General features: G+C 61.5%; 25 protein-coding genes. 15 read left to right on the forward strand and 10 right to left on the reverse strand.

Features of this window, described 5'->3' with window-relative positions; all coding sequences use genetic code 11:
• Nucleotides 1-171: 171 nt before the first annotated feature.
• From PO860_RS17400 to PO860_RS17420, 5 genes are all read left to right on the forward strand, one after another.
• Nucleotides 172-1761 (forward strand): adenylate/guanylate cyclase domain-containing protein, encoded by a 1590-nt coding sequence (locus PO860_RS17400; protein WP_275037905.1) that lies wholly within the window; start codon nucleotides 172-174, stop codon nucleotides 1759-1761.
• 174 nt (nucleotides 1762-1935) lie between these two features.
• Entirely contained in the window at nucleotides 1936-2151 is a 216-nt protein-coding gene (gene rpsU, locus PO860_RS17405; RefSeq protein ID WP_003542939.1) for a 30S ribosomal protein S21, read from the forward strand.
• Between the two features lie 132 nt (nucleotides 2152-2283).
• Nucleotides 2284-3153 carry a tetratricopeptide repeat protein gene (locus PO860_RS17410; protein WP_183609482.1) on the forward strand — a complete coding sequence of 290 codons (870 nt, stop codon included), beginning with the start codon at nucleotides 2284-2286 and terminating at the stop codon, nucleotides 3151-3153.
• A gap of 313 nt (nucleotides 3154-3466) precedes the next feature.
• Nucleotides 3467-5119, forward strand: a complete 1653-nt coding sequence (locus PO860_RS17415) for a sensor histidine kinase (RefSeq protein ID WP_183609481.1) — start codon at nucleotides 3467-3469, stop codon at nucleotides 5117-5119.
• Between the two features lie 61 nt (nucleotides 5120-5180).
• The gene (locus PO860_RS17420) at nucleotides 5181-5663 is read left to right on the forward strand and encodes a DUF992 domain-containing protein (RefSeq protein ID WP_273881722.1); all 483 of its coding nucleotides are present in this window, start codon (nucleotides 5181-5183) and stop codon (nucleotides 5661-5663) included.
• Nucleotides 5664-5717: 54 nt separating this feature from the next.
• Here PO860_RS17420 and PO860_RS17425 read toward each other — a convergent pair whose 3' ends face one another.
• The 6 genes from PO860_RS17425 to PO860_RS17450 form a co-directional block, all read right to left on the reverse strand.
• Nucleotides 5718-7112: an NAD(P)(+) transhydrogenase (Re/Si-specific) subunit beta gene (locus tag PO860_RS17425; RefSeq protein WP_275037906.1), complete on the reverse strand. Its 1395-nt coding sequence runs from the start codon at nucleotides 7110-7112 to the stop codon at nucleotides 5718-5720.
• Nucleotides 7113-7119: 7 nt separating this feature from the next.
• On the reverse strand, nucleotides 7120-7518 hold the full coding sequence (locus PO860_RS17430; RefSeq protein WP_003542949.1) for a proton-translocating transhydrogenase family protein: 399 nt from the start codon (nucleotides 7516-7518) through the stop codon (nucleotides 7120-7122).
• Nucleotides 7518-8666 carry a Re/Si-specific NAD(P)(+) transhydrogenase subunit alpha gene (locus PO860_RS17435; protein WP_183609478.1) on the reverse strand — a complete coding sequence of 383 codons (1149 nt, stop codon included), beginning with the start codon at nucleotides 8664-8666 and terminating at the stop codon, nucleotides 7518-7520. Before PO860_RS17435 ends, PO860_RS17430 begins: the two co-directional genes overlap by 1 nt.
• A 154-nt stretch (nucleotides 8667-8820) precedes the next feature.
• Nucleotides 8821-9045 carry an aa3-type cytochrome c oxidase subunit IV gene (locus PO860_RS17440; protein WP_097618207.1) on the reverse strand — a complete coding sequence of 75 codons (225 nt, stop codon included), beginning with the start codon at nucleotides 9043-9045 and terminating at the stop codon, nucleotides 8821-8823.
• A 165-nt stretch (nucleotides 9046-9210) separates the two neighbouring features.
• The gene (locus PO860_RS17445) at nucleotides 9211-9963 is read right to left on the reverse strand and encodes an N-acyl amino acid synthase FeeM domain-containing protein (protein WP_183609477.1); all 753 of its coding nucleotides are present in this window, start codon (nucleotides 9961-9963) and stop codon (nucleotides 9211-9213) included.
• Nucleotides 9964-10107: 144 nt separating this feature from the next.
• Entirely contained in the window at nucleotides 10108-12411 is a 2304-nt protein-coding gene (locus tag PO860_RS17450; protein ID WP_183609476.1) for a putative bifunctional diguanylate cyclase/phosphodiesterase, read from the reverse strand.
• A 328-nt stretch (nucleotides 12412-12739) separates the two neighbouring features.
• On the opposite strand from PO860_RS17450, the gene PO860_RS17455 reads away from it, so the two are divergent.
• Together PO860_RS17455 and PO860_RS17460 are read left to right on the forward strand one after the other, a co-directional pair.
• Nucleotides 12740-13279 carry a TRAP transporter small permease subunit gene (locus tag PO860_RS17455; RefSeq protein WP_183609475.1) on the forward strand — a complete coding sequence of 180 codons (540 nt, stop codon included), beginning with the start codon at nucleotides 12740-12742 and terminating at the stop codon, nucleotides 13277-13279.
• Between the two features lie 21 nt (nucleotides 13280-13300).
• On the forward strand, nucleotides 13301-14800 hold the full coding sequence (locus tag PO860_RS17460; RefSeq protein ID WP_183609474.1) for a TRAP transporter large permease: 1500 nt from the start codon (nucleotides 13301-13303) through the stop codon (nucleotides 14798-14800).
• Between the two features lie 74 nt (nucleotides 14801-14874).
• On the opposite strand, the gene PO860_RS17465 is transcribed toward PO860_RS17460, so the two are convergent.
• Nucleotides 14875-15981 carry a TRAP transporter substrate-binding protein gene (locus PO860_RS17465; RefSeq protein ID WP_097618202.1) on the reverse strand — a complete coding sequence of 369 codons (1107 nt, stop codon included), beginning with the start codon at nucleotides 15979-15981 and terminating at the stop codon, nucleotides 14875-14877.
• A 293-nt stretch (nucleotides 15982-16274) separates the two neighbouring features.
• On the opposite strand from PO860_RS17465, the gene PO860_RS17470 reads away from it, so the two are divergent.
• A complete protein-coding gene (locus tag PO860_RS17470) occupies nucleotides 16275-17054 on the forward strand; it encodes a gamma-glutamyl-gamma-aminobutyrate hydrolase family protein (RefSeq protein WP_183609473.1) in 780 nt (259 codons plus the stop codon).
• Nucleotides 17055-17121: 67 nt separating this feature from the next.
• On the opposite strand, the gene PO860_RS17475 is transcribed toward PO860_RS17470, so the two are convergent.
• From PO860_RS17475 to PO860_RS17485, 3 genes are all read right to left on the reverse strand, one after another.
• Complete coding sequence (locus tag PO860_RS17475; protein ID WP_273881720.1) at nucleotides 17122-18078, reverse strand: 2-hydroxyacid dehydrogenase; 957 nt, start codon at nucleotides 18076-18078, stop codon at nucleotides 17122-17124.
• 29 nt (nucleotides 18079-18107) lie between these two features.
• The gene (locus PO860_RS17480) at nucleotides 18108-19130 is read right to left on the reverse strand and encodes a LacI family DNA-binding transcriptional regulator (protein WP_003566610.1); all 1023 of its coding nucleotides are present in this window, start codon (nucleotides 19128-19130) and stop codon (nucleotides 18108-18110) included.
• Between the two features lie 119 nt (nucleotides 19131-19249).
• On the reverse strand, nucleotides 19250-19762 hold the full coding sequence (locus PO860_RS17485; RefSeq protein ID WP_085739052.1) for a MarR family winged helix-turn-helix transcriptional regulator: 513 nt from the start codon (nucleotides 19760-19762) through the stop codon (nucleotides 19250-19252).
• A gap of 85 nt (nucleotides 19763-19847) precedes the next feature.
• On the opposite strand from PO860_RS17485, the gene PO860_RS17490 reads away from it, so the two are divergent.
• From PO860_RS17490 to PO860_RS17520, 7 genes are all read left to right on the forward strand, one after another.
• Nucleotides 19848-20636 carry a creatininase family protein gene (locus PO860_RS17490; RefSeq protein ID WP_273881719.1) on the forward strand — a complete coding sequence of 263 codons (789 nt, stop codon included), beginning with the start codon at nucleotides 19848-19850 and terminating at the stop codon, nucleotides 20634-20636.
• A 146-nt stretch (nucleotides 20637-20782) separates the two neighbouring features.
• Entirely contained in the window at nucleotides 20783-21877 is a 1095-nt protein-coding gene (locus PO860_RS17495; RefSeq protein WP_273881718.1) for a CobW family GTP-binding protein, read from the forward strand.
• Entirely contained in the window at nucleotides 21877-22866 is a 990-nt protein-coding gene (locus tag PO860_RS17500; protein ID WP_183609469.1) for a WD40 repeat domain-containing protein, read from the forward strand. The genes PO860_RS17495 and PO860_RS17500 overlap by 1 nt, the downstream gene beginning before the upstream one ends.
• Before the next feature lie 15 nt (nucleotides 22867-22881).
• Nucleotides 22882-23379, forward strand: coding sequence for a GNAT family N-acetyltransferase (locus tag PO860_RS17505; protein WP_272783854.1), 498 nt, complete (start codon nucleotides 22882-22884; stop codon nucleotides 23377-23379).
• A 92-nt stretch (nucleotides 23380-23471) separates the two neighbouring features.
• Nucleotides 23472-24290, forward strand: a complete 819-nt coding sequence (gene cysE / locus PO860_RS17510) for a serine O-acetyltransferase (protein ID WP_273881717.1) — start codon at nucleotides 23472-23474, stop codon at nucleotides 24288-24290.
• Nucleotides 24291-24528: 238 nt separating this feature from the next.
• Nucleotides 24529-25431, forward strand: a complete 903-nt coding sequence (locus tag PO860_RS17515; protein ID WP_183609466.1) for an ABC transporter ATP-binding protein — start codon at nucleotides 24529-24531, stop codon at nucleotides 25429-25431.
• Nucleotides 25431-26102, forward strand: coding sequence for a hypothetical protein (locus tag PO860_RS17520; protein ID WP_273881716.1), 672 nt, complete (start codon nucleotides 25431-25433; stop codon nucleotides 26100-26102). The genes PO860_RS17515 and PO860_RS17520 overlap by 1 nt, the downstream gene beginning before the upstream one ends.
• The last annotated feature ends 280 nt before the right edge of the window (nucleotides 26103-26382 follow it).

The raw sequence follows: 26382 nt of genomic DNA on the forward strand, positions 1-26382 counted from the left end.
CTTTTCGGTCTCCCCATTCTGCTTTTCACGGGGCGGCAGGGAGGACTCGTCAATATCGGCCACCCGCCAGTTTTGCCCGAGCTTTTGCCGGGATACCAAGGCTTCGACCTTGCCGGGCGCGCGGCGAAATGTTCTTGTAGCGATCGAAAACCGCATGTTTTTTCGAGAGGAATGGAGGTCGCCTTGATTTCCGAAACCGCCGCGCGTCGCAGCGGCTACTGGCTGATCGTCGTCGTGCTGGCAATGCTCGCCGGGCTGCCTCTGGCCGTCTGGCTCGATATCAGCGATCTCTCCGGAAATACCCTTCGGCGTCAGGCGCGCGACATGAGTTCGCTGATATCGAGCATCCGCTCCTATTATTCGGCCAATGTCGTGGGCCGTGTTCTGGCCGCCCACGCCAGCGGCGCGACCGAAGGCACTGTTGTCTCTCACAACTACGCCAATATTCCAGGCGCCATCCCGCTGCCGGCCACTCTGTCCCTGGAGCTCGGCGACGTCATCAAGGAGCAGCAGGCCAATATAACCTACCGTTTCGTCTCCGACCTGCCGTTCAAGAGCCGCGCATCCCACGAGCTCGACGATTTCGAGACGAAAGCGCTCGCCGCGTTGCGCGCCGATCCGCAGCAGACGCTGAACGACCTCACCCGTGTCGGATTGACCGATACTCTGCGATTCATTACCCCCGTGGTCATGGGCCAGGCCTGCGTTGCCTGCCACAACAGCCATCCCGAAAGCCCGAAGACCGATTGGAAGGTGGGCGACGTGCGCGGCATTCAGGAGGTCATCATCAGGCAGCCCTATGCGGGCAACGTCTTCGCCTTCAAATACCTGCTCTGTTATTTTCTGTTCGTCGCCATTATCGGCATCAGCTTCATTCTACTCCAGCGGCAGCAGGCGCGCGCGATCCACAGCGCCAACCGGGATCTGGAAACGGCGAACGAGTTCCTCGCCAGCGTTTCCCTGAAGATTTCGCGTTATCTCTCGCCGCAGATCTACAAAAGCATCTTCTCCGGGCAGAAGGACGTCGTCGTCCATACCGAGCGCAAGCGCCTGACGATCTTCTTCTCCGACATCAAGGATTTCACCGCCACCACCGAGCGCCTGCAGCCGGAGGCCCTGACGGAGATGCTCAACGAATATCTGACGGAGATGTCGAACATTGCTCTGGAACATGGCGGCACGGTGGACAAGTTCATCGGCGACGCAATGCTGGTGTTTTTCGGCGATCCGGAAACCAAGGGTCCGGAGGAGGACGCGAAAGCCTGTCTGCGCATGGCCGTCGACATGCAGCGCCGTCTCGGCGAACTCAAGGACAGATGGCGCAGAAACGGCACCGAAGAGCCTTTCGTCGTCCGCATGGGCATCAACAGCGGCTATTGCAACGTCGGCAATTTCGGCAGCAACGACCGCATGGACTATACGATCATCGGGGCGGAGGCCAACCTCGCAGCCCGGCTGCAATCGATCGCCCAGGGAGGAGAGATCGTCATCAGCTACGAAACCTACGCGCTGGTGAATGAAATCGTCGCGGCCCATCCCCTGCCGCCGATCACGATGAAGGGTATACAACGCGAGATCGTGCCCTATGCGGTGGATGGGCTGACGCTCGGTGCAGATCATAAGAGCCGCGTCCTTAGCGAACACCTCGCGGGCCTCGATCTGCATCTGGATATGAGCCGGCTGGAGCCTGCCGATCGCTTCCGGGTCAGGTCGGCCCTCAAGGAGGCGATCGCCGCGCTGGACGAAGCCGCGGGATCGTGACCGGATGGGGCAAGCGTGATTTTTCCGCCCGCTTCCCATATCCATCTGGACTTCCCGTACCCGATCTGCTATCTCGCATCACCAATCGCAAGGCTACGGCCGCGCGAACGTTATAGTTTTGCCCCTGGCGCTGCGCCGCCGCAGGCAGCAACCAACCAAAGGAACGTGATTCTCGTGCAGGTACTTGTCCGCGATAATAATGTCGATCAGGCTCTCCGCGCTCTCAAGAAGAAGATGCAGCGCGAAGGCATTTTCCGCGAAATGAAGATGCGCGACTACTACGAGAAGCCGTCGCAGAAGCGTGCTCGCGAAAAGGCAGAAGCTGTTCGCCGCGTTCGCAAGCTGGCCCGCAAGCGCGCCCAGCGCGAAGGTCTGGTCGCAGCACGCTGAGCGTTGCTGTCGTTTTTTTGACGTTTTCAGATGCATTGTGGCGGGGGCGATAGGTTCGCCGCCGCCTTTTTAGTTTGCCGCTGAATCGCATGTCCGCATAGCGGATGTGCCGCATGGGGAAAGCGAGCCCGAATGGCAGTCATCACCTTCAATCCGTCCCGCGCTTGGCGCTTGCAGAAAACCGCCTTCCTGCCGGCTTTGGCGCTGGCGGCAATATTCGGCCTTGCAGGCTGTGAGACGACCCCCACCTCCGATGCTGTCATCAGCATCGACAAGGCGCAGGGCTCGGAAGAGAATATCGCGTCGCTGACGGCTGTTATCAACGCCAACCCCAGGGATCCCGAGGGCTACAATGTCCGCGGCTCCGCCTATGGCCGCGGCGGCGAATTCCGCAAGGCGCTGAACGATTTCAACACGGCGCTGCAGATCAATCCGCGGTTTTTCCAGGCTTACGCCAACCGCGCCCTCGTCTATCGCAACATGGGCCAGCAAGCCCAGGCGATTGGCGACTACAATGCTGCCCTGCAGATCAATCCGAGCTATGACGTCGCCTATATCGGCCGCGGCAATGTCTATCGCATGGCCGGCCAGGACGATCAGGCCTTCAACGACTTCGACAAGGCGATCCAGCTCGGCACCACCGATGGCCGCGCCTATCACAATCGTGGCCTGATCTATCAGAAGCGCAATCAGCAGGACAAGGCGATCGACGACTTCTCGAAAGCGATCTCGCTCGCGCCGAATTCCGCCGAGCCCTATAACGGCCGTGGCATTTCCTATATCGCACTGAACGACGACGACAACGCGTTTGCCGATTTCAACCATGCGATCGAGCTCAACGGCAACATCGCCGAATCCTGGGCCAATCAGGCCCTCGTCTACGAACGCCGCGGCGACAAGGCGAAGGCCGCTCGGTCCTATCGCCACGCGGTCGGCCTCGATCCCAAATACCAGCCGGCTCGCGACGGCCTTGCCCGCGTCGGCGTCGCCCCAGCCGGCTAACGATATGGTCGGGCGGCAGGAGCGATCCTGCCGCAAAAGCGGCCGCACGACCTCAAAACGAGACGCAGCAAAAGATCCGCCGCTCTCGACCACCTGTCATAGTATGTTGCAACCTGCTCTTGCTCCCCCTAACATGGCGCTGCTTCGATAGCCCGCTATCGGGCATTCTAAAACGAGTTGAGGGCGGTTTGCGAGAGATGCGGATCTTTGCTTTCCTGGCCGCAAACGAAAACCGTTGCGGGCCGCGCGCATTACAGCGCCGCGCGTCTTTTCAGACGGGCAAAAGACCCTGTAACACTCTGTGGCGCACCAGATGAAGATTGTCGCGCTGTTCTTTCCCAAAGCCTCGATCGGCACCTATCTTGTCGCCATGGCGGTGGCGATCGCCCTGCCGATCTTCGCCTTTGTGACGCTGCTTCTGCTGCAGCTGGAAGACAACCAGCGTTCGACGCTGCGGCGCGAGACGGCCCAGGATGCGCTTGCTCTTTCGCGCATCATCGACCGCCAGCTTCAGGATATGGCAACGACGCTGCGGCTGCTTTCGAGCTCGCCGGAGCTTGAAAACGGCAATCTCGCCGCCTTCCATCAGCGCACCGAAACGGCTCTCAGAGACAATACGCTCTATGTCATCGCCGTCGACCGCAGCGGCCAGCAGTTGCTGAACACGCGCCGAGCGTTCGGCACGCCGCTTGGCGAGATAGCCAACACTGCCGCCCTCCAGTCGGCCATGACCTCCGGTCGCATCGAAGCATCAGACGTCTTTCGCGGCCGCACCAGCGGCGACTGGGTCTATAACGTCACCCTGCCGCGGAAAAATGATCCCGTCGCAGCCCTCATCATCACCCAGGACGCCAAGGATCTGGGCAAGCTCGTGACGACAGAGGGGCTTGCCCCCGGCTGGTCGGCCGCCGTCATCGATCAGAGCGGCCACGTCGTCGCCGCCACCGGCCCCGCCAATCTCGAACCCGGCACGCCCTTCGATCCGCGCATCCTGCCGGCCTTCACTGCTTCCCGCGGCGTCTTCCAGGACGAGACGATCCTGCCGCATATGCTGCTCGGTTATGCCCGGATTCCCGGCTGGTCGTGGAAGACGGTGATCTGGGGACCGATCGCCCAGGCATCGATCCTCAGCACCTGGCGTTTCCTCATCATCGGCGGCGTGGCCCTTGTGCTCGTCGCCGTGCTGGGCGCCTACGCCGTCGCACGGCAGGTGCGCACCACCATCCGCGATATCGCCGAAATGGCGAACCGCATGGGCGAAGGCCATATCGTCTCGCCGGTCGAGACCAGCGTCATCGAGGCGAACCAGGTGGCGATCGCCCTTTCGAATGCCTCTTTCGATCGCAGCCAGACCGAGGACCGGCTGCGCTTCGTCATGCATGAGCTCGTCCACCGCACCAAGAACCTTCTGACACTTGCCCAGGCAATGATGCGCCAGCTCGCCAAGCAGGCCGACAGCGTCGAGACCTTCCAGGCCGCCGTCGCCGATCGCCTCGACGGGCTGGTCCGTTCGATCGAGCTCCTGACCAGCGAGCAATGGGGAGGGGTGTCGCTGCGACGGGTCGTCGACATCCATCTGCAGGCCTTCCCCCAATCGCGCGAACAGATCGACATCACAGGCGACGATTTCGTGCTGAAGCCGGATGCGGTGCAGAATCTCGGCCTCGCCTTGCATGAACTCGCCACCAATTCGGTGAAATATGGTGCACTCTCGGTGCCGCAGGGCCGTGTCCGCTTCGAATGGCATGACGTCAAAGAGGAGGACAAACCGGATGCCTTGCTCCGATTCACCTGGGAAGAGCGCGGCGGCCCGCCTGTTGTCGAGCCATCGCGCTCGGGCTTCGGCACTACCGTTATCAAGGCTCATGCCGCCTCGGCTTTCCGCGGTACGGTGCAGGTCGATTTCCTGCCCGAAGGCCTGCGCTGGGTGCTGACGGCGCAGCGCGCCATGCTGGAACGGGATTAGACTCCAGGAACAATCACCATCTCCACCCGTTTCGGACAGGTCGTTCCAAAGGAGAAAGACCATGTTCAAGCAAACCATGATCGCAGCCGCGGCACTGGCGGCCGCTGCCTGGGCAGGCCCGGCGGGCGCGGAAAGCTATGTCACGCTTGGCCGTCTGGTCTGCGGATCGGATGGCGGCCAGGGCCTGATCGTCACCTCGCAGAAGAACCTCCTCTGCACCTATACGCCGGCGTCCGGCGGCGCCAAGGCGGTCTATGCCGGCAAGATCGAGAAATTCGGCATTGATATCGGCCAGACCGGCAAAAGCGTGATGATCTGGCAGGTGCTGGCCAAGACCGGCACGGATGTCCCGCAATTCGCCCTTGCCGGCGAATATTACGGCATCGGCGCCGATGCGAGCGTGGGCGCAGGCGCCGGCGCCAAAGTGATCGCCGGCGGCACCAACAAGGCCTTCATGCTGCAGCCATTGAATGTCCAAGCCCAGGAAGGGCTGAACCTGGCGATCGGCGTCGAGAAGATGACCCTCGTGCCGGGCGAGATATGACGAACACCCGGCCTGAATCGAACAGCCGCCCAAAGGCGGCTGTATCTGCGTCGATCAATGCGCGATGGCCTTGTTGATATCCTCGGTCATTTTCTTGGCGTCGCCGAGCAGCATCATCGTGCCGTCCTTGTAGAACAGCGTATTGTCGATGCCGGCATAACCCGAGCCGAGCGAGCGTTTGACGAAGAGGCAGGTCTTTGCCCGGTCGACGTCGAGAATCGGCATGCCGTAGATCGGCGAGGTCTTGTCGTCGCGGGCGGCCGGATTGGTGACATCATTGGCGCCGATGACATAGGCGACGTCGGCCTGGGCGAATTCCGAATTGATGTCCTCGAGCTCGAAGACCTCGTCATAGGGAACATTCGCTTCGGCAAGCAGCACGTTCATATGGCCGGGCATGCGGCCGGCGACCGGGTGGATCGCATATTTCACCTCGACGCCGTTCTTCTTCAGATTGTCGGCGAGTTCGCGCAGCGCATGCTGCGCCTGGGCGACCGCCATGCCGTATCCGGGCACGATGATGACCTTGGATGCATTCGCCATCAGATAGGCCGCATCCTCGGCGGAGCCGAGCTTGACCGTCTTATCAGAGGTATCGGGCCCACCGGACGCCGTCTCGCCGCCGAAACCGCCGAGGATAACCGAGATGAAGGAGCGGTTCATGCCCTTGCACATGATGTAGGACAGGATCGCGCCGGAGGAACCGACGAGCGCGCCGGTGATGATCAGCGCCAGATTGCCGAGCGTAAAGCCGATGCCGGCCGCGGCCCAGCCGGAATAGGAATTGAGCATCGAGACGACGACCGGCATATCGGCGCCGCCGATCGGCACGATCAGCAGGACGCCGAGTGCCAGCGACAGCGCCACGACAGCCCAGAAGTCGAAATGGCTTTCGGTGACGGCAAGTCCGATGATGAAGAGCACGATCAGCACCAGCAGGCTGGCATTGATCACATGCCGGTAGGGCAGCAGGATCGGCTTGCCGGACATGCGTCCGTCCAGCTTCAGGAAGGCGATGATCGAGCCGGTGAAGGTCAGCGCTCCGATCGCCACGCCAAGCGCCATCTCGATGCGCGCCTCGGTGTGGATCTGACCGATCTCGCCGATGCCGAACGAGGCGGGCGTATAGAGCGCCGAGGCCGCGACCAGCACGGCGGCGAGGCCGACCAGCGAATGGAAACCGGCGACCAGCTGCGGCATCGAAGTCATTGGGATGGTGCGAGCGACATAGGCGCCGACGCTGCCGCCGATGGCAAGGCCAAGGACGATCAGCACGAAGCCGCCGAAGTTCGGTGTGGCCAGCACGAGCGTGGTCAGGATGGCGATCCCCATACCGATCATGGCATAGAGATTGCCCTTGCGGCTGGTGGCCGGATGGGAGAGGCCGCGCAGCGCCAGGATGAAGAGAACGCCGGAAACGAGGTAGAGGAAGGCTGCGATATTGGTCATCACTCGCTTACCTGTCCTTCTTGCGGTACATCGAAAGCATCCGCTGCGTCACCAGGAAGCCGCCGAAGATGTTCACCGAGACGAGCACGAGGGCGACGAAACCGAAGCCGGTCGCAAGCCCGCTTGTAGAGATGCCGACCGCCAGCAGCGCGCCGACGACGATGACGGAGGAGATCGCGTTGGTGACGGCCATCAGCGGAGTATGCAGTGCCGGCGTTACCGACCACACGACGTAATAGCCGACGAAAATCGACAAGACGAAGATCGCCAGCTGAAAGACGAACGGATCGATCGCCCCGCCGGTCGCAGCACTTGCCGCTTCCGGTGCCTGGGCCGCCGCCGTGATGACGGCGGTCACCGCCTGGTCGAGCTGCTCCAGCGCTCTGTCCATTGCTTCACTGGCCATCACATGTCTCCCTTCCTCGCGCCGCCGAAGGCGGGATGAACTACGTCGCCGGCATAGGTCAGCATCGTCGCCTTGACGAGTTCGTCGTCGAGATTGGCGACGACCGTCTTGGTTTCCTTGTTGACCATGGTCTCCAGGAAGGTGACGAGGTTCTTGGCGTAGAGCGCCGAGGCGCTGGCCGCGACCCGGCCCGGCATGTTGGCGAAACCGATTACCCTGACACCCTCGACATCGGCGATCTCGCCGGCAACGACACCCTCGATATTGCCGCCGCGTTCGACCGCGAGATCGACGGCGACCGCCCCCGGCTTCATCGCGGCAAGCATGGCGCGCGAAACGAGCCGCGGCGCCGCACGGCCGGGGATAAGCGCGGTGGTGATGACGATATCCTGCTTGGCGATATGTTCGGCAACCAGAGCCGCCTGCTTCGCCTGGTAGTCGGCCGACATTTCCTTGGCATAGCCGCCGGCCGTTTCCGCCGCCTTGAACTCCTCGTCCTCGACGGCAATGAACTTGGCGCCGAGCGAGGCGACCTGTTCCTTGGCGGCCGGGCGAACGTCGGTGGCCGAGACCGCGGCACCCAGGCGACGGGCCGTCGCGATCGCCTGGAGGCCGGCAACGCCCGCCCCCATGACGAAAACCTTGGCGGCCGGCACGGTGCCGGCTGCCGTCATCATCATCGGCATGGCGCGGTCATAGACACCAGCCGCCTCGATGACGGCCTGGTAGCCAGCGAGATTGGCCTGTGAGGAAAGCACGTCCATGGACTGGGCACGGGTGATGCGCGGCATCAGTTCCATCGCGAAAGCCGAAAGCCCGGCACTTGCTAGAGCCGCGATCGCTTCGTCATTGCCGTAGGGATCCATGATGGCGATGACGACAGCGCCGCTCTTGTAACCGGCGATTTCCGACGGGCTCGGACGGCGCACCTTCAGCACCACATCGGCGGAGGCGGCATCGGCAAAGCTGCCGATCCTGGCGCCCGCGGCCTCGAACTCTCCGTCCGGAATGCGCGAAGCCGCACCGGCGCCGGCTTCGACGACGACGTCGAAGCCGAAACTCTTCATTTTCTTCACGGTCTCGGCGGAGGCCGCAACACGCGTCTCCTCGCCCGCAATTTCCCTTGCAACGAAAACGATATTGCCCAACTGCCCCCTCCTCCGGGTCAGCCAGACCGCCGCAGGCTTGCCTGCGCGGGCCAAGCACCTAGTTCACATAGCTTCGGAGAAGCTCTCCTCCCTCAGAGCGCCGTGCGTCCTTCCGGACGCACAAAGGACGCTCCGCCCCTCTGAATCGACGCGATCAGCGGAACAGGAAGATGCCGATGGCAAGAAGAATGATGAAGACGAAGAGGCCGCCGAGAAGGCCGGCGCCGCCGAAGAAACCGGCGGTCATCGCCAGCAGGAGGACGATTAGAAGCATCGAGCCGTATTTCGCGCCGGCGATGAACATGTCGTAGGTCTTTTCATGTTCCTTGTAATCCATCGGCGCGCCGGTCTCGACCGGTCCGGTATGATGTTCGGCCATAAATATCGTCTCCCTCAAATGCCTTTGCGCAGCCTGATTCCCTCGCCGAACGAGGGAAATCCCTGGCTGCAGGGATTACACAATGACAGGCGAAAGCGCAATGCATGAGAATGCCGCAGCAGCCGCCTCGCAACCACCTTCTCTTGAGCCGGAGGGAAGAAGAAATCAGAGCGGCAGATCGGTGCCGAGCTCGCCTGGCGGTACGAAACGCGCCGTCGGAATGATGGTGAGCGGCGGCAGCGTGTCGTTGGGATTGCGCGAAAACATCATGCGCTGCTCGCTGGCGCTGGAGATGAAGAAGGGATAGCGCGTCAACAGCTTGCGCCCGACCTCGATCACGTTCGTCGCCATCAGCGTCACGTCAACCCCGTAACTCTCCGCCAGCCGGCCGGGCACGATGGTATCGGCATAGAAAACCCGCTTGTAGAAGGCGGCATGTGGGGGGCGGACGGACTGAATAACGCGGTCCGCCCGGAAATACGCTGCGGCAACGATGGCGGGTCTCAGCGTCAGATAGGGAACCCATGGCATGTCGGCGGCGAAATCCGGATCGGCCGCGAAACGCGCCGGGTCGATCAAGGTCAGTCCGGCGTCCAAAAGCTCATCCATCGCCTCGGGAAAGGCCTCTCCGGACCGGCTGACACGATGCTCCGGCGTCACATAGTGAAGTCGGATCGTACTGACCAGTTCACCATAATGGTACAGACCGAAGATATAGGCATGGCTGTCGAAATCGACATCGTCCAATAGGCCTCCCGGGGCAAGCGACAGCGCGTCGTGGGCCTTGTAGGCCTTGTAGCGCAGCCGCTCTACCTCCTCCATGTCTTCGCCGCTTTCGACGCGGCGATATTCGACGTGATCCAGAATTTCCAGGATTTTCCTGCTGAAATCACCACGCGCAAAAAGTGTATCTGACATTCTCTCGATCCGCTTGTTAACGGATCATTAATCATACGCCACCGACATTTAGGCAAGGAAATCCGATAATTCGCTTTGTATATAAAGTATTAAGGTTAACGGCAGGGGGGATTTTCAGCAAAAAATGCGGCCGCTGCACGGCGCTCAGGCGACCTTGTTGCGACGGCGCGGGACGGTGCGGCGGCCGATTCCCTCTTGCAACAGCCTGATGTTCTGGGAAGGCACCGGTTGCGAGAAAACATAGCCCTGTACCAGATCGGTGCTGCGGTGTTTGTTGAGCAGGGCCAGCTGTTCCTCGGTCTCGACCCCCTCGATGACGATCTTCAGGCCAAGCTCCCGAGCGAGATGGACCGTACCGCGCAACAGCTTGAGGCGGCGGGTATCCTCGACGATGTTGCGCACGAAGGAGCGGTCGATCTTGACGATATCGAGCGGCAGGGTGTCGAGATAGCTGAGGCTGGAGAAGCCGGTACCGAAATCGTCGATGGCGATGGTGATGCCGCGGGCCCTGAGCTCCGCCAGGATGGCGCGAACGGCCGCCGGCTCGTCGATCAGGCAGCTTTCCGTGACTTCGAGATGCAGCCGCGCCGCGTCGAGGCCGGAATGAGCAAGCGCTTCGGCGACCACCTGGAGGATGTCGGCATCCCTGAGGTCCCGCGCCGAGAGGTTGACCGAGACGGCGATATGGTCCGGCCAGTTCATGCATTCGCTGCATGCCTTGAACAGGACGAAGCGGGTGATGTCGGAGATGATGCCCATATCCTCGGCGAGCCGGATGAAGACATCGGGCGGGATCGAGCCCCTCTCCGGATGCACCCAGCGCGCCAAGGCTTCGGCGCATTCGATCCGCGAGCCGTCGGCCCGGAACATCGGCTGGAAGACCAGATGCAGCGCCTGTGCCGAAACCGCATCGCGCAGATCCGCCTTCAGCTTCTGCTGCTCGATATAGCGGCCATCCATCTCGCGCTCGAAGCCTGAAATGCCGCCCCTGAAGCGCGACTTGCTTTCGAACAGCGCAAGATCCGCCTTGACGCTCCATTCGTCCATCGCGAAGGCGGTGCTTTCGAGGATCGCGTAGCCGGCGCTGAGCGAAACGAGGAAGGTCAGCTCATCGACCTCGTAGTTCCCCTGGATCGCGGCGTGCACGCGGCGGATCTCGATATCGAGCGAGGCCGGCTCCTTCGCATGCGGGAAAAACAGGATGAACTGGTCGCCCATCAGCCGGCCCAGAATAGCGTTGCCGGAAGCCTGCTTGATACGAGCGGCGATCGCACAGAGCAGATGGTCGCCGGTAACATGGCCGCGCATGTCGTTGACATGCTTGAACTCGTCGATATCGAGCACCATGAAGCCGAGCGGTCCCGACTTCCTCGGATGTTTGGCGAGATAGTCCTGCACCAGCTGGCCGAAATATTCCCGGTTGGGCAGGCCGGTCATCGCATCGAAGCGCACCATGTGCAGGATCTTCTGCTCCGCCTTCACCCGGCTCGACACGTCCTCGAAGATTAGCACGGCGCCTCCGTCGGCCCTGCGGCTGGCGGAGAATTCGAGCGACAGGCTCTCGGGAAAATGAATGAGCGTGCGCGACAGGTTGCCTTCGGCCACCTGGGTCAGCTGGCGCAGGATCAGCTCCGGCTGCGAGGCGTCCATGAAGCTGTAGCGCGCGCCATAGCGCAGCACGGCGCCGAGGTCGCGATCCTTCAGCCGCTCCGGCGCGCCGATCTTCAACAGCTCGCAGGCCTTGCGATTGACGACCTGAATGCGGTTTTCGGCATCGACCATGACAAGGCCGTGCGGCATGTTGTTGAGCGCCGTATCGAAACGATCGGCGATAATGGTGATTTCCCGGCGCGCGATGACGTTTTCATAGAGAAACTCGCGCACGCCGTTCGCCATGGCCCGCGTCGTCAGCCAGAAAGGAATGAGGAAGATCGACAGCACGCCGCGATAGAAATCCATCGCCAGCAGGCTGCAGACGATCATCGGCAGGCAGCAGAAGAAGGTCTGGAGGTCGACTGCGAAGCGCGAACCGTAATTGCGGCCGACGACGGAAACCATGGTCGCCATGGTGACGGAAATGCAGGCAAGTTCCGCAAAGGAATCATGCACGACGAAGATGGCGTAGCCGCTGGCGATGCCGAGGAGCGCGGTGGTGCAAGCTCCACTGGTAACGAGAATCCGCTCCCAACGCTCGATGTCGGCGCGCGACAGGCTGTCCTTGTCGACGCGATCGAACCGTCGGAAGATGACCATGCGAGCGCCGAAGACCAGAAGGAAGGCGGCCGACAGCAGGACATAGATGGAATACTGCGTCTTGGCGGCCACTGCTAGGCACGTCGCAATATGCACGATGACGCCAACAAGAAGCGTCATGCGGTTCCCGGAAAGGGAACTCACAAACGACAGATACACATCTAAAGGGACCCTGTTCGGGTTATCTGGCTTCATCCACACTTTCCCTGTGCGCGGGAATTCTAAGCCCAACCCTTTAAAAATTGATTTCAATGGAATCAAACATTTGGTCAAATTTTCTAAAACTAGAGGATGAACTGCACAGCCTAAGCGCGCTGACGCAGCCTATTGGCGAGATTGTTGAAATATTTTATCCACGCCTGGGTTGCTGAAATATTCGACGGTCGGATGAGCCGACCCGCACAGGTAAGACTATACTCCTAGGCAAGGCATTTATCCTTCCAATTTCAAAGGCCGTGGTCTACATCGATTGCAAGAGGGAAAGCTGCCGGAAAACCGGCAAGACAAGAACAAGGGGAGGCGAATGTCGGTACTTCTGGCAGCAAGCCGGCTGATCGACCGGATCAGCCAGTTCATGGGCAAAATTTCCGAATATATGGTGCTGTTCTGCTGTCTGATCAGCGCCGGAAACGCCATCGTTCGCTATGCCTTCAATTACAGTTCGAACGGCTGGCTGGAGATCCAGTGGTATCTCTTCGCTTTCGTCGTGCTGCTCGGCGCCTCGCATGCACTGCGCAACAATGAGCATGTCCGCGTCGACCTGATCTATGGCTCGGTTTCCGACAGGGCGAAGATCTGGATCGACATCTTCGGCCTCATCCTCTTCCTCATCCCCGTCTGCATCTTCCTCGCCTGGGTCTCCTGGCCCTTCTTCGCGCTCTCCTACCGGCAGGGGGAAATATCGGGCAATGCCGGCGGGCTGATCCGCTGGCCCGTCAAGCTGGTCCTCGTCGCCGGTTTCGCGCTGCTTTCCCTGCAGGGCGTTTCCGAACTGATCAAGCGGATCGCAGCCGTTACCGGCCATATCAGCATCGATACAAAATACGAAAAGCCGCTGCAGTAACGCGGGCTGGGAGAAACGGATTTGTTTGATTTCGGCATCATTCCGCCGGCGATGTTCCTGGGCATGGTCATCTTCATGCTCTACGGCTTTCCGGTCGCCTTTTCGCTGGCCGCGGTCGGTCTGTTCTTCGGCATTATCGGCATCGTCACCGGCCATTTCAACGAAGCCCTCCTGCAGGCGCTGCCGCTGCGTTTCTTCGGCATCGTCTCCAACGACCTCCTGCTCGCCATTCCCTTCTTCACCTTCATGGGTGCGATCCTGGAGCGCTGCGGGTTGGCCGAGGATCTGCTCGAAGGCACCGGCAAACTCTTCGGCGGCATACCCGGCGGTCTCGCCTATGCCGTCATCCTCGTCGGCGCCGTGCTCGGCGCGATTACCGGCACGGTGGCCGCCTCCGTCATCACCATGGGGGTGATCTCACTGCCGATCATGCTGCGCTATGGCTACAGCCCGCGGCTTGCCACCGGCGTTATCGCCGCGTCGGGCACCATCACCCAGGTGATCCCGCCCTCGCTCGTGCTCGTCGTTCTCGCCGACCAGCTCGGCCGGTCGGTCGGCGACATGTATCTCGGCGCCATCGGCCCTTCGATCCTGCAGGTGACGATCTTCATCCTCTTCATCCTGGTGATGTCGATCATCCGGCCGAAATCGATGCCGCCGCTGCCGAAGGAAGTGCGCGGCGACTTCAACTGGGCGCTGCTCGTCAAAGTGCTGATGGGCATGGTGCCCTCGATCGTGCTGATCTTCCTGGTGCTCGGGACGATCTTCATGGGGCTTGCGACGCCGACGGAAGCCGGCGCGCTCGGCGTCGTCGGCGCCATGCTGCTCGCCGCCATGAATCGCCGCCTCACCTGGCCGCTGATCCGCGAGGCGATGACATCGACAACGCACATCACCTCGATGGTGGTGATGATCCTGATCGGCTCCACCTGTTTCAGCCTGGTCTTCCAGGGCATGGACGGCTCGCGCTGGATCGAGCACATGCTGTCGGGCATACCCGGCGGCCCGGTCGGTTTCCTGATCTTCGTCAACATCTTCATCTTCGTGCTCGCCTTCTTCCTCGATTTCTTCGAGATCGCCTTCATCGTCATCCCGATGCTTGCCCCCGTTGCCTCCAGTCTCGGCATCGATCTGATCTGGTTCGGCGTGCTGATCTGCGTCAACATGCAGACGAGCTTCATGCACCCGCCTTTCGGCTTCGCGCTGTTCTACCTGCGCTCGATCGCCGGCAAGGATGTCAAGACCTCCGATATCTACATGGGCGCGCTCCCCTGGGTCGGCATGCAGCTGATCCTGGTGGCGATCGTGATCTTCTGGCCGCAATCGGTCACCTATTGGCTGGATCACGGCCCGAAGGTCGACCCGAACTCGATCAAGATCGAAATCCCCGCCTTCGGCGGCGGGCAACTCGGCCTGCCGCCGCTGGGCGGCGGCAACAACAGCTCACCGCAGATTCCCGGCCTCACCCTGCCGCCGCTGAACGGCCTGCCCGGGGGCGCACCGCCGGCGCCCGCCAAATAGCGTGGAAAGAAAAACCCCCGGACCGAAAGATCCGGGGGTTTTGTCATCGGCTGAAATCAAGCGTCGGCGAAAGCTTAAAGCTTCCCGGCCCGCTGCTGGATCATCATAAACGTATCGAAAGTATATTCCGAAAGCTGCATCCAGAGATAGGCGTCCCGCTTAAAGGCGGTCTGGTCGTCGTAGATCTTCTTGAAATACTGGTTGGTGCCCGAGATTTCGGCGTAGATGCCGGTCGCCGCCTGGAAGCAGGCTTCCATGATTTCCTGGCTAAACGGGCGCAGCGTCGCGCCTTCCGCAACCAGCTGCTTCAGCGCCGTCGGGTTCTTGGTGTCGTACTTCGCCAGCATGTTGGTGTTGGCGAAGGCGCAGGCATCGGTCAGCGCTGCCTGATAATGCTTGGGCAGGCTGCTCCATTTTTCGAGATTGAAGAACCCGTGCACCGTCGGGCCACCTTCCCACCAGCCCGGATAGTAGTAATACTTCGCCACCTTGTGGAAGCCGAGCTTCAGGTCGTCATAAGGACCGACGAATTCCGCCGCATCGATCGTGCCTTTTTCCAGCGCCGGATAGATGTCGCCGCCGGCGATCTGCTGCGGGATGACGCCGACTTTCTCCATGACGCGGCCGGCAAGGCCGGCAATGCGCATCTTGACGCCCTTGAGATCGTCGAGCGTGTTGATTTCCTTACGGAACCAGCCGCCCATCTGCGCACCGGTATTGCCGGCCGGCAGCGCATACATGCCCTGTGTCGCATAGAATTCGTTCATCAGCTTGTTGCCGTTGCCTTCATAATACCAGGCATTGGTCAGGCGGCTGTTCAGGCCGAACGGGATGGCCGTTCCGATGGCATAGGTCGGGTCCTTGCCGACGAAATAATAGGAGGTGGTGTGGGCTGCCTCGACCGTACCGGCGGCCACCGCATCGACGGCCTGCAGGCCCGGCACGATTTCACCGGCCGCGAAGGGCTGGATCGTGAAATTACCGTCCGTTGCGGCGGCAACATGCTTGGCGATATCCTCGGCACCGCCATAGATCGTGTCCAGGCTCTTCGGAAACGACGACGTCATGCGCCATGCGATCTTCGGATTTTCCTGCGCGATCGCAGGCGCTGCCAATGCCGTTGCGGCTACCGCACCGGCGCTGGCGGTCCCCGCCTTCTTGAAAAACGAACGACGATCCATCAAAAACCTCCCGTATAGATGGCACTGCGCGGCCGATCTTCACCCCTACCCGCAGCAAGGGCAAACCTAAGCATGGCGAAGGCCGCGATTCAAGCTTTAGTCTATTAGCCTTTGGCATCAAGACGACAATAAGACAGTGCGAACGTGCCCATCAAAATCAGCGGCTTAGCAGCAAGCACGGTAGCCTCGGCACCATTTCCGCCGCAATTTGGCCGCCTGATACAGCCAGGCGTTGACTTGACGACCCTTCTGGCGGCAGAAACGACAAGCATCAAGATTTGACCGGGGCTGATATGACGAAACCGATCGTTGCCATTCCTGCCGATATCCGCAGCTTCGACGGCGCGACCTGGCATGCCGTGCAGCATCAATATCTGCGAGCCGCATTGAACGCGGCCGGCGTCATGGCCTTCATCATTCCGGCCTTCGAAGAGGGTTACGACACCGACGCGATCCTCGACCGCGTCGACGGCCTCTTGGTTTCCGGCTCGGCGAGCAATGTGCATCCCTCCCTCTACGGCGCCGAGGCCAATGACAAGGACGGCCCCTTCGACCCTGCCCGCGACGCCACCAGCCTGCCGCTCATCCGCCGCGCCATCGACCGCGCCATCCCGCTGCTCGCCATCTGCCGCGGCATCCAGGAGCTGAACGTCGCGCTCGGCGGCTCGCTGGCAAGCGAGATCCAGGAGCAGCCCGGCATCTGGGACCACCGCCGGCCGGAAGGCGTCGACCGGGACGGCATGTACGCCATTCGCCAGAGCGTCCACGTCAAGGAGGGATCCTGCATAGCAGGCATTCTCGGCCCGGGTGAGGTCCGCGTGAACTCCCTGCATCGCCAGGCAATCGCCAGGACCGCGCCGCGCCTGCAGGTGGAAGCGATCGCCGAAGACGGCACGGTGGAGGCCGTCTCCGTCATCGACGCCAAGGCTTTCGCCGTCGGCGTGCAATGGCATCCGGAATATTGGGCCGAAACCGACAAGCCGTCGAACAAGCTGTTTGCAGCCTTCGGCGACGCCGTCCGCAGCCATGCCGCCGGCAAGCAGCCGGTCATCGCGGCCCAGGCGATCGCCTGACACTGCACTGGCCGCACCGATAATAGATAGCGTGCTGGAGCCGGGCGCAGAGTTCTTTGCGGCGCGCCTAAGCCTTTTGCGGCGTCTCCGGCACCGGCGTCAGCGCCGACCCCTTCTCGAACCAGGCGATGAGATTATCGGCGACGAGATCGGCCATCGCATTGCGGGTCGGCACTGACGCGGAGGCGACGTGCGGCAGCAGCACGGCATTCTTAGGCGCGAGCAGGTCAGCCGGCACCGTCGGCTCGTCGTAGAAGACGTCCAGGCCGGCTGCCCCCAGCGCGCCGGAGGCAAGGGCGGCACTCAGCGCCTCTTCGTCCACCGTCCAGCCGCGGCCGACGTTGACGAGAATGCCGTTCGGGCCGAGTGCGGCCAGAATTTCGGCATCGATGGTCTTGTGCGTCTGGGGCGTCTTCGGAACGATGGCGATCAGCGTATCCACCGCCTCCGCCAGCCCCTTCAGCGTCGGGTGATAATCATAGGGCGCATCGACATGGCGCGAACGGGTGTGATAGCTGATCTTCACCTTGAACGGCTCCAGCCGCTTGGCGATTTCAAGCCCGATGCGGCCAAGGCCGTAAAGCCCGATATGACGGCCCTTGAGCGAGAAGCGCGACAGCGGATAGGCCGTGCCCGGCTTCCAGTTGCCGGCGCGCAGCCAGGCTTCGGCCCGCGGCAGTTCGCGGATGGTGTTCAGGAGCAGGCCGATCGCCGTATCGGCGACCTCGTCGTTCAGCACATCCGGCGTGTTGGTGACGACGATGCCCTTATCGGCGGCACGTTTCACATCCATACCGTCATAACCGACGCCGAAGCTGGCGATCACCTCGACATGAGGGAGCTGATCCATCCAGGCGCCGGGAAAGGCGCCGGAGACGGCAACGCCGCGAATGCGGGCGGCGGTCTCACCGTCGAGTGCAAGCCTTTCCGCCCGCGGGACAGCGACAATCTCAAAACGATCCTTCAGGCTATCGAGAACACGATCGTGTATCTTCCCGGGAACGAGAATGGCGATGCGGGACACGGCTTTTCCTCTTGGGTGGCGGTCTAGGGTCAGGCGCGGGGCCGATGGGGGCTGGTGGACTGGCGAATGCGCATTTCCGGTTTGATCAGATGCATGCCGTCAGGCTCGTGGCTGCCGGCTAGGCGATCAAGCAGCGCCCGGGCGGCCAGGCGCCCGACCTCGGCCTGGCCGTTCCAGACGGTCGTCAGCGCCGGCGTGGCGATCGAGGCCTCCTCGAGATCATCATAACCGGTGACGGAAATGTCGCGTCCCGGCATCAGGCCGGCGCGCGCAATGCCGTTCATCAGCCCGATCGCCACAAGATCGTTCCAGCAGACGGCCGCCGTCGGCTTTTGCGGCAGCGACAGGAAATGCACGGCGGCCTCGAAGCCGCCCTGTTTCGAGCGCGGGCCGGGAATGCGCAGGTTCGGATCGACCTCGATACCGGCCTTGCGCAACGCATTGACATAACCCTGGTAGCGGTCGCGGCCGGTGGAGGTCTGGTCCGTGCCGCCGATCATGGCGATCGAGCGGTGGCCGAGGCCGATCAGGTGGTTGGTGGCAAGCGAGATGCCGTAGCTGTCGTCGCCGCGATAGGTCGGCAGGTCCTGCCCTTCCATCGAGCGGGCAACCAGGATCGCCGGCATGCCGTTTTCTTCCGCCAGTTGCACGTCCTCAGGCGGCGTGCCGATCGCCGGCGACATGATGACGCCGTCGCCGCCGAGCTGCAGCAGCGTCTCGATGAAGGTGCGCTGCTTTTCGACATTGTCGTAATGGTTGGACAGGATGAAGGTGTGGCGGCTGCGATCGAGCTCGCTTTCGATCGCCTTCAGGATCTCCCCGTAGAAGGGGTTCATGATGTCGTGCACGACGACGCCGATGATGCCGGAGCGCGAGGTGCGAAGACTGGCGGCGCGGCGATTGTAGATATAGCCGAGCGCGCGCGCCTGTTCCTTGATCTTCTCCCGCGTATTGCCGGCGACGAGCGGGCTGTCGCGTAAGGCAAGCGATACGGTCGCCGTTGAAATGCCGAGCGTTTCGGCAATCGTCGAAAGCTTGATCTTCTGGACCACGTGTCCTCCTCCAGGCAGCACGCAAGACAGCGAGACCCCGCCGGAAAACCGGCGCGGCCCCTTAAAATGTTTAATTAAAAGATTTAATCGGTGGAGGCAATTCGTCTTTCAGGGAAATTTCAGTCTTCGTCCGGTTCTTCGATGTGAAGGGCCTCGGCCTGCAGATTGCCGTCGATCGCTTTCAGCAGCCGGACGAGATTGCGGATTTCCTTGTCGGAGAATTCCAGCGTCGCCAGCCTGTCGCAGGCAGACGCCGCCATCTCGATCGCCTGCACGCTGCCGCGGCCGAGTTCGGTGAGATAGACCTTGGTGAGTCGCGCATCCTCGGCATCGGGCTTGCGCTCGAGGAAACCCTGCGCCTCCATGCGGCCGATCGTGCGCGTCATCGTCGGCGCCTTGACGCCGAGCTTCTGGGCAAGGCCGCCGGCCGTCATGCCGTCGCTTTCGGCGAGCGAGAGAATGACGCCGTCCTGGCCGGCATAGAGGCCGCTTTCGAGAAGGTTGCGCGACAGCACCGTACGCATGGAACGAGCCGCCTGGGTCAGCGCCGGAGAGAGGTCGACGAGCGTATACTCGGTCTGGTCCTTCTTCTTGGACTTGTTCTTTTTGCCGTCCTTATGCTTCTTTCCCATGGCCATCCCTTTGATCTTTAAGCCCCGGCACCGCTGCGATATGACATTGCCCAGGATCTCGTCATAAACAAGAGGCTACGACCGGATGATGACGCCTTCGCCGCGCTTCGAGGACAGCAACCCGGCCTTTGCTCCCGGCGAAGGCCGGCTGATCGCCGTGCTGCCGCTCGGCGCCCATGAGCAGCACGGCCCTCACCTGCCCTTCGAAACCGACACGCTGATTGCCGAAGCCATCGCCGGACGATTGCAGATGGCCTTGCCCGCCGGCCTGCCGGTCACCTTCCTGCCCGCCGAATCCGTCGGCTATTCCATAGAGCATATGGATGTCGAAGGAACGAAGACGCTTGCTTTCGACAAAGCGGTCACCCGCTGGCTCGGCATCGCCGAAGACCTGGCGAAGCAGGGCATCCGCAAATTCGTGATGCTGAATGCCCATGGCGGCAATTCGCCTGTCATGACGATCGTCGCCACCGAGGCGCGGGTCCGCTTTGCCATGCTGGCGGTGGCGACGAGCTGGACTCGCTTCGGCCTGCCGGATGGCGTGATCACGCCGGAGGAGAAGGCGATCGGCATCCATGGCGGCGATATCGAGACCTCGGTGATGCTGGCGCTTCATCCCGACAGGGTCGATATGGCGAAGGCTGCGGATTTTCCCTCGCGGCAGACGGAATTTTCCGAGCGCTTCAAACATCTGCGCGCCTACGGGCCGCATGCCTTCGGCTGGAAGATGTCGGATCTCAATACCACCGGCGCAGCAGGCAATGCCGCGGCGGCGACGGCTGAAAAGGGTGAGGCGCTGATTGCGCATGCGGTGAAGGGGCTGGTCGAATTGCTGGAGGATGTCGACGCCTTCGACGTCACGCAGCTCCGCTGAAGATGGAACCTGCACCGGGCAACCGATGTGATCTTATAACATTATAAAACCCTTTGAACTGCCGCGCCCATGCCATTATATGAGACCAACCGTTCAAGCAGCCGATCCCAAGCCGCTCGGCCGCACGCCTAATCCTAGAGGTTCTCATGACCGACGCGATCTCCACCCTGAAGCCCATTCCCGTCACCGTGCTCACCGGTTATCTCGGCGCCGGCAAGACGACCTTGCTCAACCGCATCCTTTCCGAAAATCACGGCAAGAAATATGCGGTCATCGTCAATGAGTTCGGCGAAATCGGCATCGACAACGATCTGATCGTCGAGTCGGACGAAGAAATCTACGAAATGAACAATGGCTGCGTCTGTTGCACGGTGCGCGGCGACCTGATCCGCGTCGTCGAGGGCCTGATGCGCCGTCCCGGCCGCTTCGACGGCATCATCGTTGAGACGACGGGCCTCGCCGATCCGGTGCCGGTCGCCCAGACCTTCTTCATGGATGATGACGTGCGCGCCAAGACCGAGCTCGACGCCGTTGTCGCTCTGGTGGACGCCAAGCACCTGCCGCTGCGCCTGAAGGACAGCCGCGAGGCAGAGGACCAGATCGCCTTCGCCGACGTTGTCGTCATCAACAAGAGCGACCTCGTCACCCCGGAAGAACTTGATGTGATCGAGGACATCGTCCGTGCCATCAACCCGGCCGCCCGCGTCTACAAGACCAGCCGCTCCGGCGTCGACCTTGCCCGCGTGCTCGACCAGGGCGCCTTCAACCTGGAGCGCGCGCTCGAAAACGATCCGCATTTCCTGGAACACGGCCATGACGACCATGTCTGCGGACCGGACTGCGATCACGACCACCACCATCATGATCACGATCATCACCACGGGCACGACCATCATGACCATGGCGCCCATAACCACGGTGCAATGTCGGCGATCCATGATGTGACGGTGCAGTCGGTGTCGCTGCGCGGCGGTCAGATGAACCCGGAGCGCTTCTTCCCCTGGATCCAGAAGGTCACCCAGACACAGGGGCCGAATATTCTCCGTCTCAAGGGCATCATCGCCTTCAAGGACGATCCCGAGCGTTACGTCGTTCAGGGCGTGCACATGATCATCGAGGGCGATCACCAGCGGCCATGGAAGGAAGGCGAAAAGCATGAAAGCCGTCTCGTCTTCATCGGCCGCGATCTCGACCGCGAAAAGCTCGAAGCCTCCTTCAAGGCCTGCGAGGCAGCCGCCTGATGCCGACAGTTGCACCGCTTGATCTCGACGGCCACGTTCTGGCCGTCGAATTTTTAGGTGATGTCCCCTTCTTCGCAAACGCAAACGGCACGTTTCACCGGCTGGATGGCGGCGACAGGGTCTGCGAAGCCCACCAAGGCATGCTCACCGTCATCCGCGATCCCTATAGCGAGAGCCTGATCTCGGGCGGCGAGGACGGCAAGGTGCTGCGCATCGCCGCCGATGGCAGCGTCAGCGAGATCGCCACGGCGCCGCGCAAGTGGATTTCGCAGGTCGCAGCCGGCCCGCAGGGCGCCGTTGCCTATTCCTACGGCAAGAGTTCGCTGGTGCGTCTTGCCGATGGCACGACCAAGGAATTCCCCGAGGAGCGCACCGTCGAAGGCCTTGCCTTCGCGCCGAAAGGCCTGCGCATCGCGGCGGCGCGTTATAACGGCGTGTCATTGCACTGGGTCGGCATGAGCGCCAAGCCGGTCGATCTTGAATGGAAGGGTGCGCATACCGGCGTCACCTTCTCGCCAGATGGTAATTTCCTCGTCACCTCGATGCAGGAAAATGCGCTGCACGGCTGGAAACTCGACAGCAAGCCGGGTGCCGAGGCTCGCCACATGCGCATGACCGGCTACCCTGCCAAGGTGAAATCGCTCTCCTGGTCGGTCAAGGGCAAGTGGCTCGCCTCTTCGGGCGCGCCGGCGGCCATCGTCTGGCCGTTCCAGGGCAAGGACGGGCCGATGGGCAAGGCGCCGCTCGAACTCGGCACTCGCGCCAATATCATGGCGACCGCGGTGAAATTCCATCCGCTGGAGGATATCCTCGCCATCGGCTTCATCGACGGCATGATTCTGGCCGTGCGCATCGCCGACAGCAAGGAGGCGCTGCTGCGTCGCCCCGGCAAGGGCGCAGTCACGGCGATGAGCTGGAGCAAGGACGGCAAGCTGCTCGCCTTCGCCTCCGAAGCCGGCGATTGCGGCGTCGTCGATATTTCGGCCTGAGCTATATTGGCGGCAATGGACGACCCCCCGACGGAAGCTGAGATCGTAGCGCTCTCGTCCGATCACATGCAGGCGGCCGCAGCGATCAGGCGTGTCGCCCTGTGGCAGCGGCTCCCCTGGCTGCCGGATCTGCATACGCCTTGGGAAGATGAGCAGTACTGGCGCATGCACCTGCTGCCGAACTGCACGATATTAGGTGCCGCCATGGGCAACCGGCTCATCGGCGTCATCGCCTATGGCGACAACTGGATAGAGCAGCTCTATATCCTCCCCGACTTTCAAGGCATGGGCATCGGCTCCCGGCTTCTCGGCTGCGCCAAGGAGGAGATGGACGAGATCAGGCTCTGGACGTTCCAGCGTAATATCGGCGCACGTGCCTTCTATGAACGGCACGGTTTTGCCGCCACGGAGGAGACCGACGGTGTCGATAACGAGGAAAGAGAGCCGGATGTGCTGTATCATTGGCGCCGGCTTGCGGAGTTGACCCCGGTCCTGCAGCCGTCAAGTGGCTAGACTGTCGGGGCTTGCCAAATGCCTTGCCCGGGCGAAACATGAACTGCACGCAGCGGGCGCTTGCGCCGCCGTCGCTGACAGAGGAAACGGAAATGGCGAAATCAACCGGCCTCGGTTTGGCCGAGCAACAGCCGCAGCCTTTGGGCGGCGCATCGGTCTGGGCCGTGATCCGCACCGAGGCGGCCGAGCTTGCCGCACGCGAGCCGATCTTGCGGCGGCTGCTTGCCGCGGAGGTAACGGACGCCGCCGACAACAAGGAGATCATTGCCCGTGTTCTGGCCGCGCGGCTTTGCGTGGCCCAGGTGGAAACGGGCAATCTGTTTGATCTCATCCTCTCCACACTGAACGACGATATCATGCGAAAGGTCGAGACCGATCTCGCAGCCGTGCGCGAGCGCGATCCGGCCTGCACGACGTTTCTGCACGCGCTTCTGAACCTCAAGGGCTTTCATGCGCTTGAGACGCATCGCATCGCCCATACACTCTGGAACGCCGGCCGGCCGGAGATCGCCAGCTGGCTCGCCAATCTCGCCTCGTTGGTATTCGGCCCGGATATCCACCCCGCCGCCCGGATCGGCGCTTCCATCATGCTCGACCACGGCTCGGGCATCGTCATCGGCGAAACGGCTGTCATCGAGGATGAAGTCTCGATCCTGCAGAATGTCACGCTAGGCGGCACCGGCAAAGAAAACGGCGACCGCCACCCGAAGATCCGCCACGGCGTGATGATCGGCGCCGGCGCCAAGATCCTCGGCAATATCGAGATCGGCGCCTTCAGCAAGGTTGCCGCCGGCAGCGTCGTGCTGAAGCCGGTCCCCGAGCATTGCACGGTCGCCGGCGTGCCGGCAACACTCGTGCGCGTCCACCGCGCCGACGAAATCCCAGCAGAGACGATGGATCAGAATATTTAGAGCAGATCCTGTGATCGACGAATCGATTGCGATGCGACGACGGAGCTCGAAGCTGTTTCAACATCCACGGCTCAGGCCAGTTTGGACAACGGAAACGGGAAAAATTCGCCAGTCGGACACTTTTCAATCAACGAGAGTTCGGTATTTTGAGCGCATGCTTTCGAAAGCGCGTCTCGGAGCAAAAACGGTTGCAGGCGCCAGCTTCGCGACCGTTCAGGGTCTGTTGATGGAATGACGAATGGCACCCGATCACATCGTTGACGCAATTACGATTTCCGGGGTGGAAAAGAAGTTTGGACGCGGACGGCAAGCAGTGATTGCTCTTGATGGGCTGTCGCTGCGTATTCCGCGTGGAAAGATATTCGGTCTGCTTGGCCCAAACGGCGCCGGCAAGAGCACGTTGTTACGGATCATTGCTGGCCTCGTCCGGCAAGACAAGGGAAGCGTCGAATTGTTCGGCCGCCGCCCGGACCAGGCTTCCCGGCGCAGGGTCGGCATGCTGATCGAGGCGCCGACCATCTATCCGTTCCTGACCGCACGAGAGCATCTGCGCATGCTGGGATCATATTCGGAAAGGCGCCTGCACGTCGACGCTGTCCTTCGACGTGTGGGGATATTTGCTGCGGCAGACAAAAAGGCGGGAGAGTTCTCGCTGGGAATGAAGCAGCGGCTCGGGATTGCATGCACGCTGATTTCCAGACCCGATGCCATCATCCTCGACGAGCCCACGAACGGCCTCGACCCAGACGGCATCCTGCAAATGCGGGCTCTCTTGAGAGAATTGGCAGAACAAGATGGAACAACGGTTCTCTTTTCCAGCCATCTCCTTGATGAGGTCGAGCGCGTCTGCGATCACATCGCGATCTTGCGGCAAGGCCGGGTCGTCGTTGAAGGAGATGTTGCCCATCTCCTCGATCGGGAAGGACGGTTTTGGCTCGATGTCGATCGACCGGCAGAGATCGTCGACCGCCTCGGCGCGATTGCCGAGCTTGCCGATGGCGGCCTCTATGTCCGGCTCGAGCGCAAACATATCCCAGATCTCCTGAGATCCATCGTTTCTGCGGATATCAAGGTGTATGAAGCGAAATGGGTGAAGCCGGACCTGGAAACTGTGTTCTTGTCCCAGACGAGGAATGATTGATGACAGGCCTCGTTCGCTTCGAGCTGCTAAAGCTTGCCAGACAGCCGGCGCTGCTTTTCTGGGGGTTCTTTTTCGTCCCGTTGGCGGTGACGGTGTTCAAACTGTTCCTGATCTTATTCATCTTCATACGGTCACTCCAGTCTCCGGCAACGGGATCCGATTTGATCCTCGCAGCAGCCAAGTCGCTCAGCATCTCCGGAAACTCGCTGGCGCAGCTCTTGTTTGCAATCGGCATAGCGGGCGTGTTTCACCTTGAATATCGTCTGGCGACCTGGCGCCTCGTGGTGCCGAGAGCGTCACGGGTTTCGATTTGGCTTGCCAAATTCCTGACCTGTCTCTTTTGCATTTTCATCAGCCTGTCCGTGCTTGTGCTTGGCGACTTTTCGGTTGATATCGTCGCGGCTTTCACCAGCCCCGGTTCGTCATCGCTGGAAATCCATCCTGATAGCGTTCAGATGCTGATCATCTCGTCGGCAATTGCCACGATGGAACTGACCGTCTTGATTGCGCTCGGCAATGGCGATCCTCACACGCTCATTGATTGCAGCGGTCCTGCCGGCCTTCATGCTCGCAATCGTTTCGTCAATCATGCAAGTCTATCTGGGAACAACGACATCTCCCGTCCCATTGCCCGCGTTCGGCGCAGAAATGCTGCGGACATGGTTGTTTGACCAAAGCCGCGACGTCACTGACGCCTATGCATGGAGCGGACTTGCGATTTTGACATTATGGCTCCTTGTGGGAATTGCGATTGGGTCAATCGGCTTTGCAAGGCAGCAATTGTATTCCGAGTGAGCTATTGATGTGGGTGAGGACCTGCCGCAGACCGCTCCAAGGGCTGGTCGAACGCATGCCATTTTGTGAAACTGATGAGTTGCCACGAGTGCGTAGCTTGTAACAATGCGATGCTCTTGAGAGGACTCGAGCTGCAGGCCGGACGGATCGCTCCGA

Origin of the sequence: Rhizobium binxianense (genome assembly GCF_028994275.1) — a bacterium.
Taxonomy (GTDB): domain Bacteria; phylum Pseudomonadota; class Alphaproteobacteria; order Rhizobiales; family Rhizobiaceae; genus Rhizobium; species Rhizobium binxianense.

Bases quoted from the DNA above. Each gene is read 5' to 3' on its own strand.
- PO860_RS17415 (WP_183609481.1), top strand. From the start codon at position 3,467: ATGAAGATTGTCGCGCTGTTCTTTCCCAAAGCCTCGATCGGCACCTAT.
- PO860_RS17470 (WP_183609473.1), top strand. From the start codon at position 16,275: ATGACGAAACCGATCGTTGCCATTCCTGCCGATATCCGCAGCTTCGAC.
- PO860_RS17515 (WP_183609466.1), top strand. From the start codon at position 24,529: ATGGCACCCGATCACATCGTTGACGCAATTACGATTTCCGGGGTGGAA.
- PO860_RS17400 (WP_275037905.1), top strand. From the start codon at position 172: ATGGAGGTCGCCTTGATTTCCGAAACCGCCGCGCGTCGCAGCGGCTAC.
- PO860_RS17485 (WP_085739052.1), bottom strand. From the start codon at position 19,762: ATGGGAAAGAAGCATAAGGACGGCAAAAAGAACAAGTCCAAGAAGAAG.
- PO860_RS17445 (WP_183609477.1), bottom strand. From the start codon at position 9,963: ATGTCAGATACACTTTTTGCGCGTGGTGATTTCAGCAGGAAAATCCTG.
- PO860_RS17455 (WP_183609475.1), top strand. From the start codon at position 12,740: ATGTCGGTACTTCTGGCAGCAAGCCGGCTGATCGACCGGATCAGCCAG.
- cysE (WP_273881717.1), top strand. From the start codon at position 23,472: ATGGCGAAATCAACCGGCCTCGGTTTGGCCGAGCAACAGCCGCAGCCT.
- PO860_RS17465 (WP_097618202.1), bottom strand. From the start codon at position 15,981: ATGGATCGTCGTTCGTTTTTCAAGAAGGCGGGGACCGCCAGCGCCGGT.
- PO860_RS17495 (WP_273881718.1), top strand. From the start codon at position 20,783: ATGACCGACGCGATCTCCACCCTGAAGCCCATTCCCGTCACCGTGCTC.
- PO860_RS17505 (WP_272783854.1), top strand. From the start codon at position 22,882: ATGGACGACCCCCCGACGGAAGCTGAGATCGTAGCGCTCTCGTCCGAT.
- PO860_RS17430 (WP_003542949.1), bottom strand. From the start codon at position 7,518: ATGGCCAGTGAAGCAATGGACAGAGCGCTGGAGCAGCTCGACCAGGCG.
- PO860_RS17450 (WP_183609476.1), bottom strand. From the start codon at position 12,411: ATGAAGCCAGATAACCCGAACAGGGTCCCTTTAGATGTGTATCTGTCG.
- PO860_RS17440 (WP_097618207.1), bottom strand. From the start codon at position 9,045: ATGGCCGAACATCATACCGGACCGGTCGAGACCGGCGCGCCGATGGAT.
- PO860_RS17410 (WP_183609482.1), top strand. From the start codon at position 2,284: ATGGCAGTCATCACCTTCAATCCGTCCCGCGCTTGGCGCTTGCAGAAA.
- PO860_RS17520 (WP_273881716.1), top strand. From the start codon at position 25,431: ATGACAGGCCTCGTTCGCTTCGAGCTGCTAAAGCTTGCCAGACAGCCG.
- PO860_RS17490 (WP_273881719.1), top strand. From the start codon at position 19,848: ATGATGACGCCTTCGCCGCGCTTCGAGGACAGCAACCCGGCCTTTGCT.
- PO860_RS17500 (WP_183609469.1), top strand. From the start codon at position 21,877: ATGCCGACAGTTGCACCGCTTGATCTCGACGGCCACGTTCTGGCCGTC.
- PO860_RS17420 (WP_273881722.1), top strand. From the start codon at position 5,181: ATGTTCAAGCAAACCATGATCGCAGCCGCGGCACTGGCGGCCGCTGCC.
- PO860_RS17425 (WP_275037906.1), bottom strand. From the start codon at position 7,112: ATGACCAATATCGCAGCCTTCCTCTACCTCGTTTCCGGCGTTCTCTTC.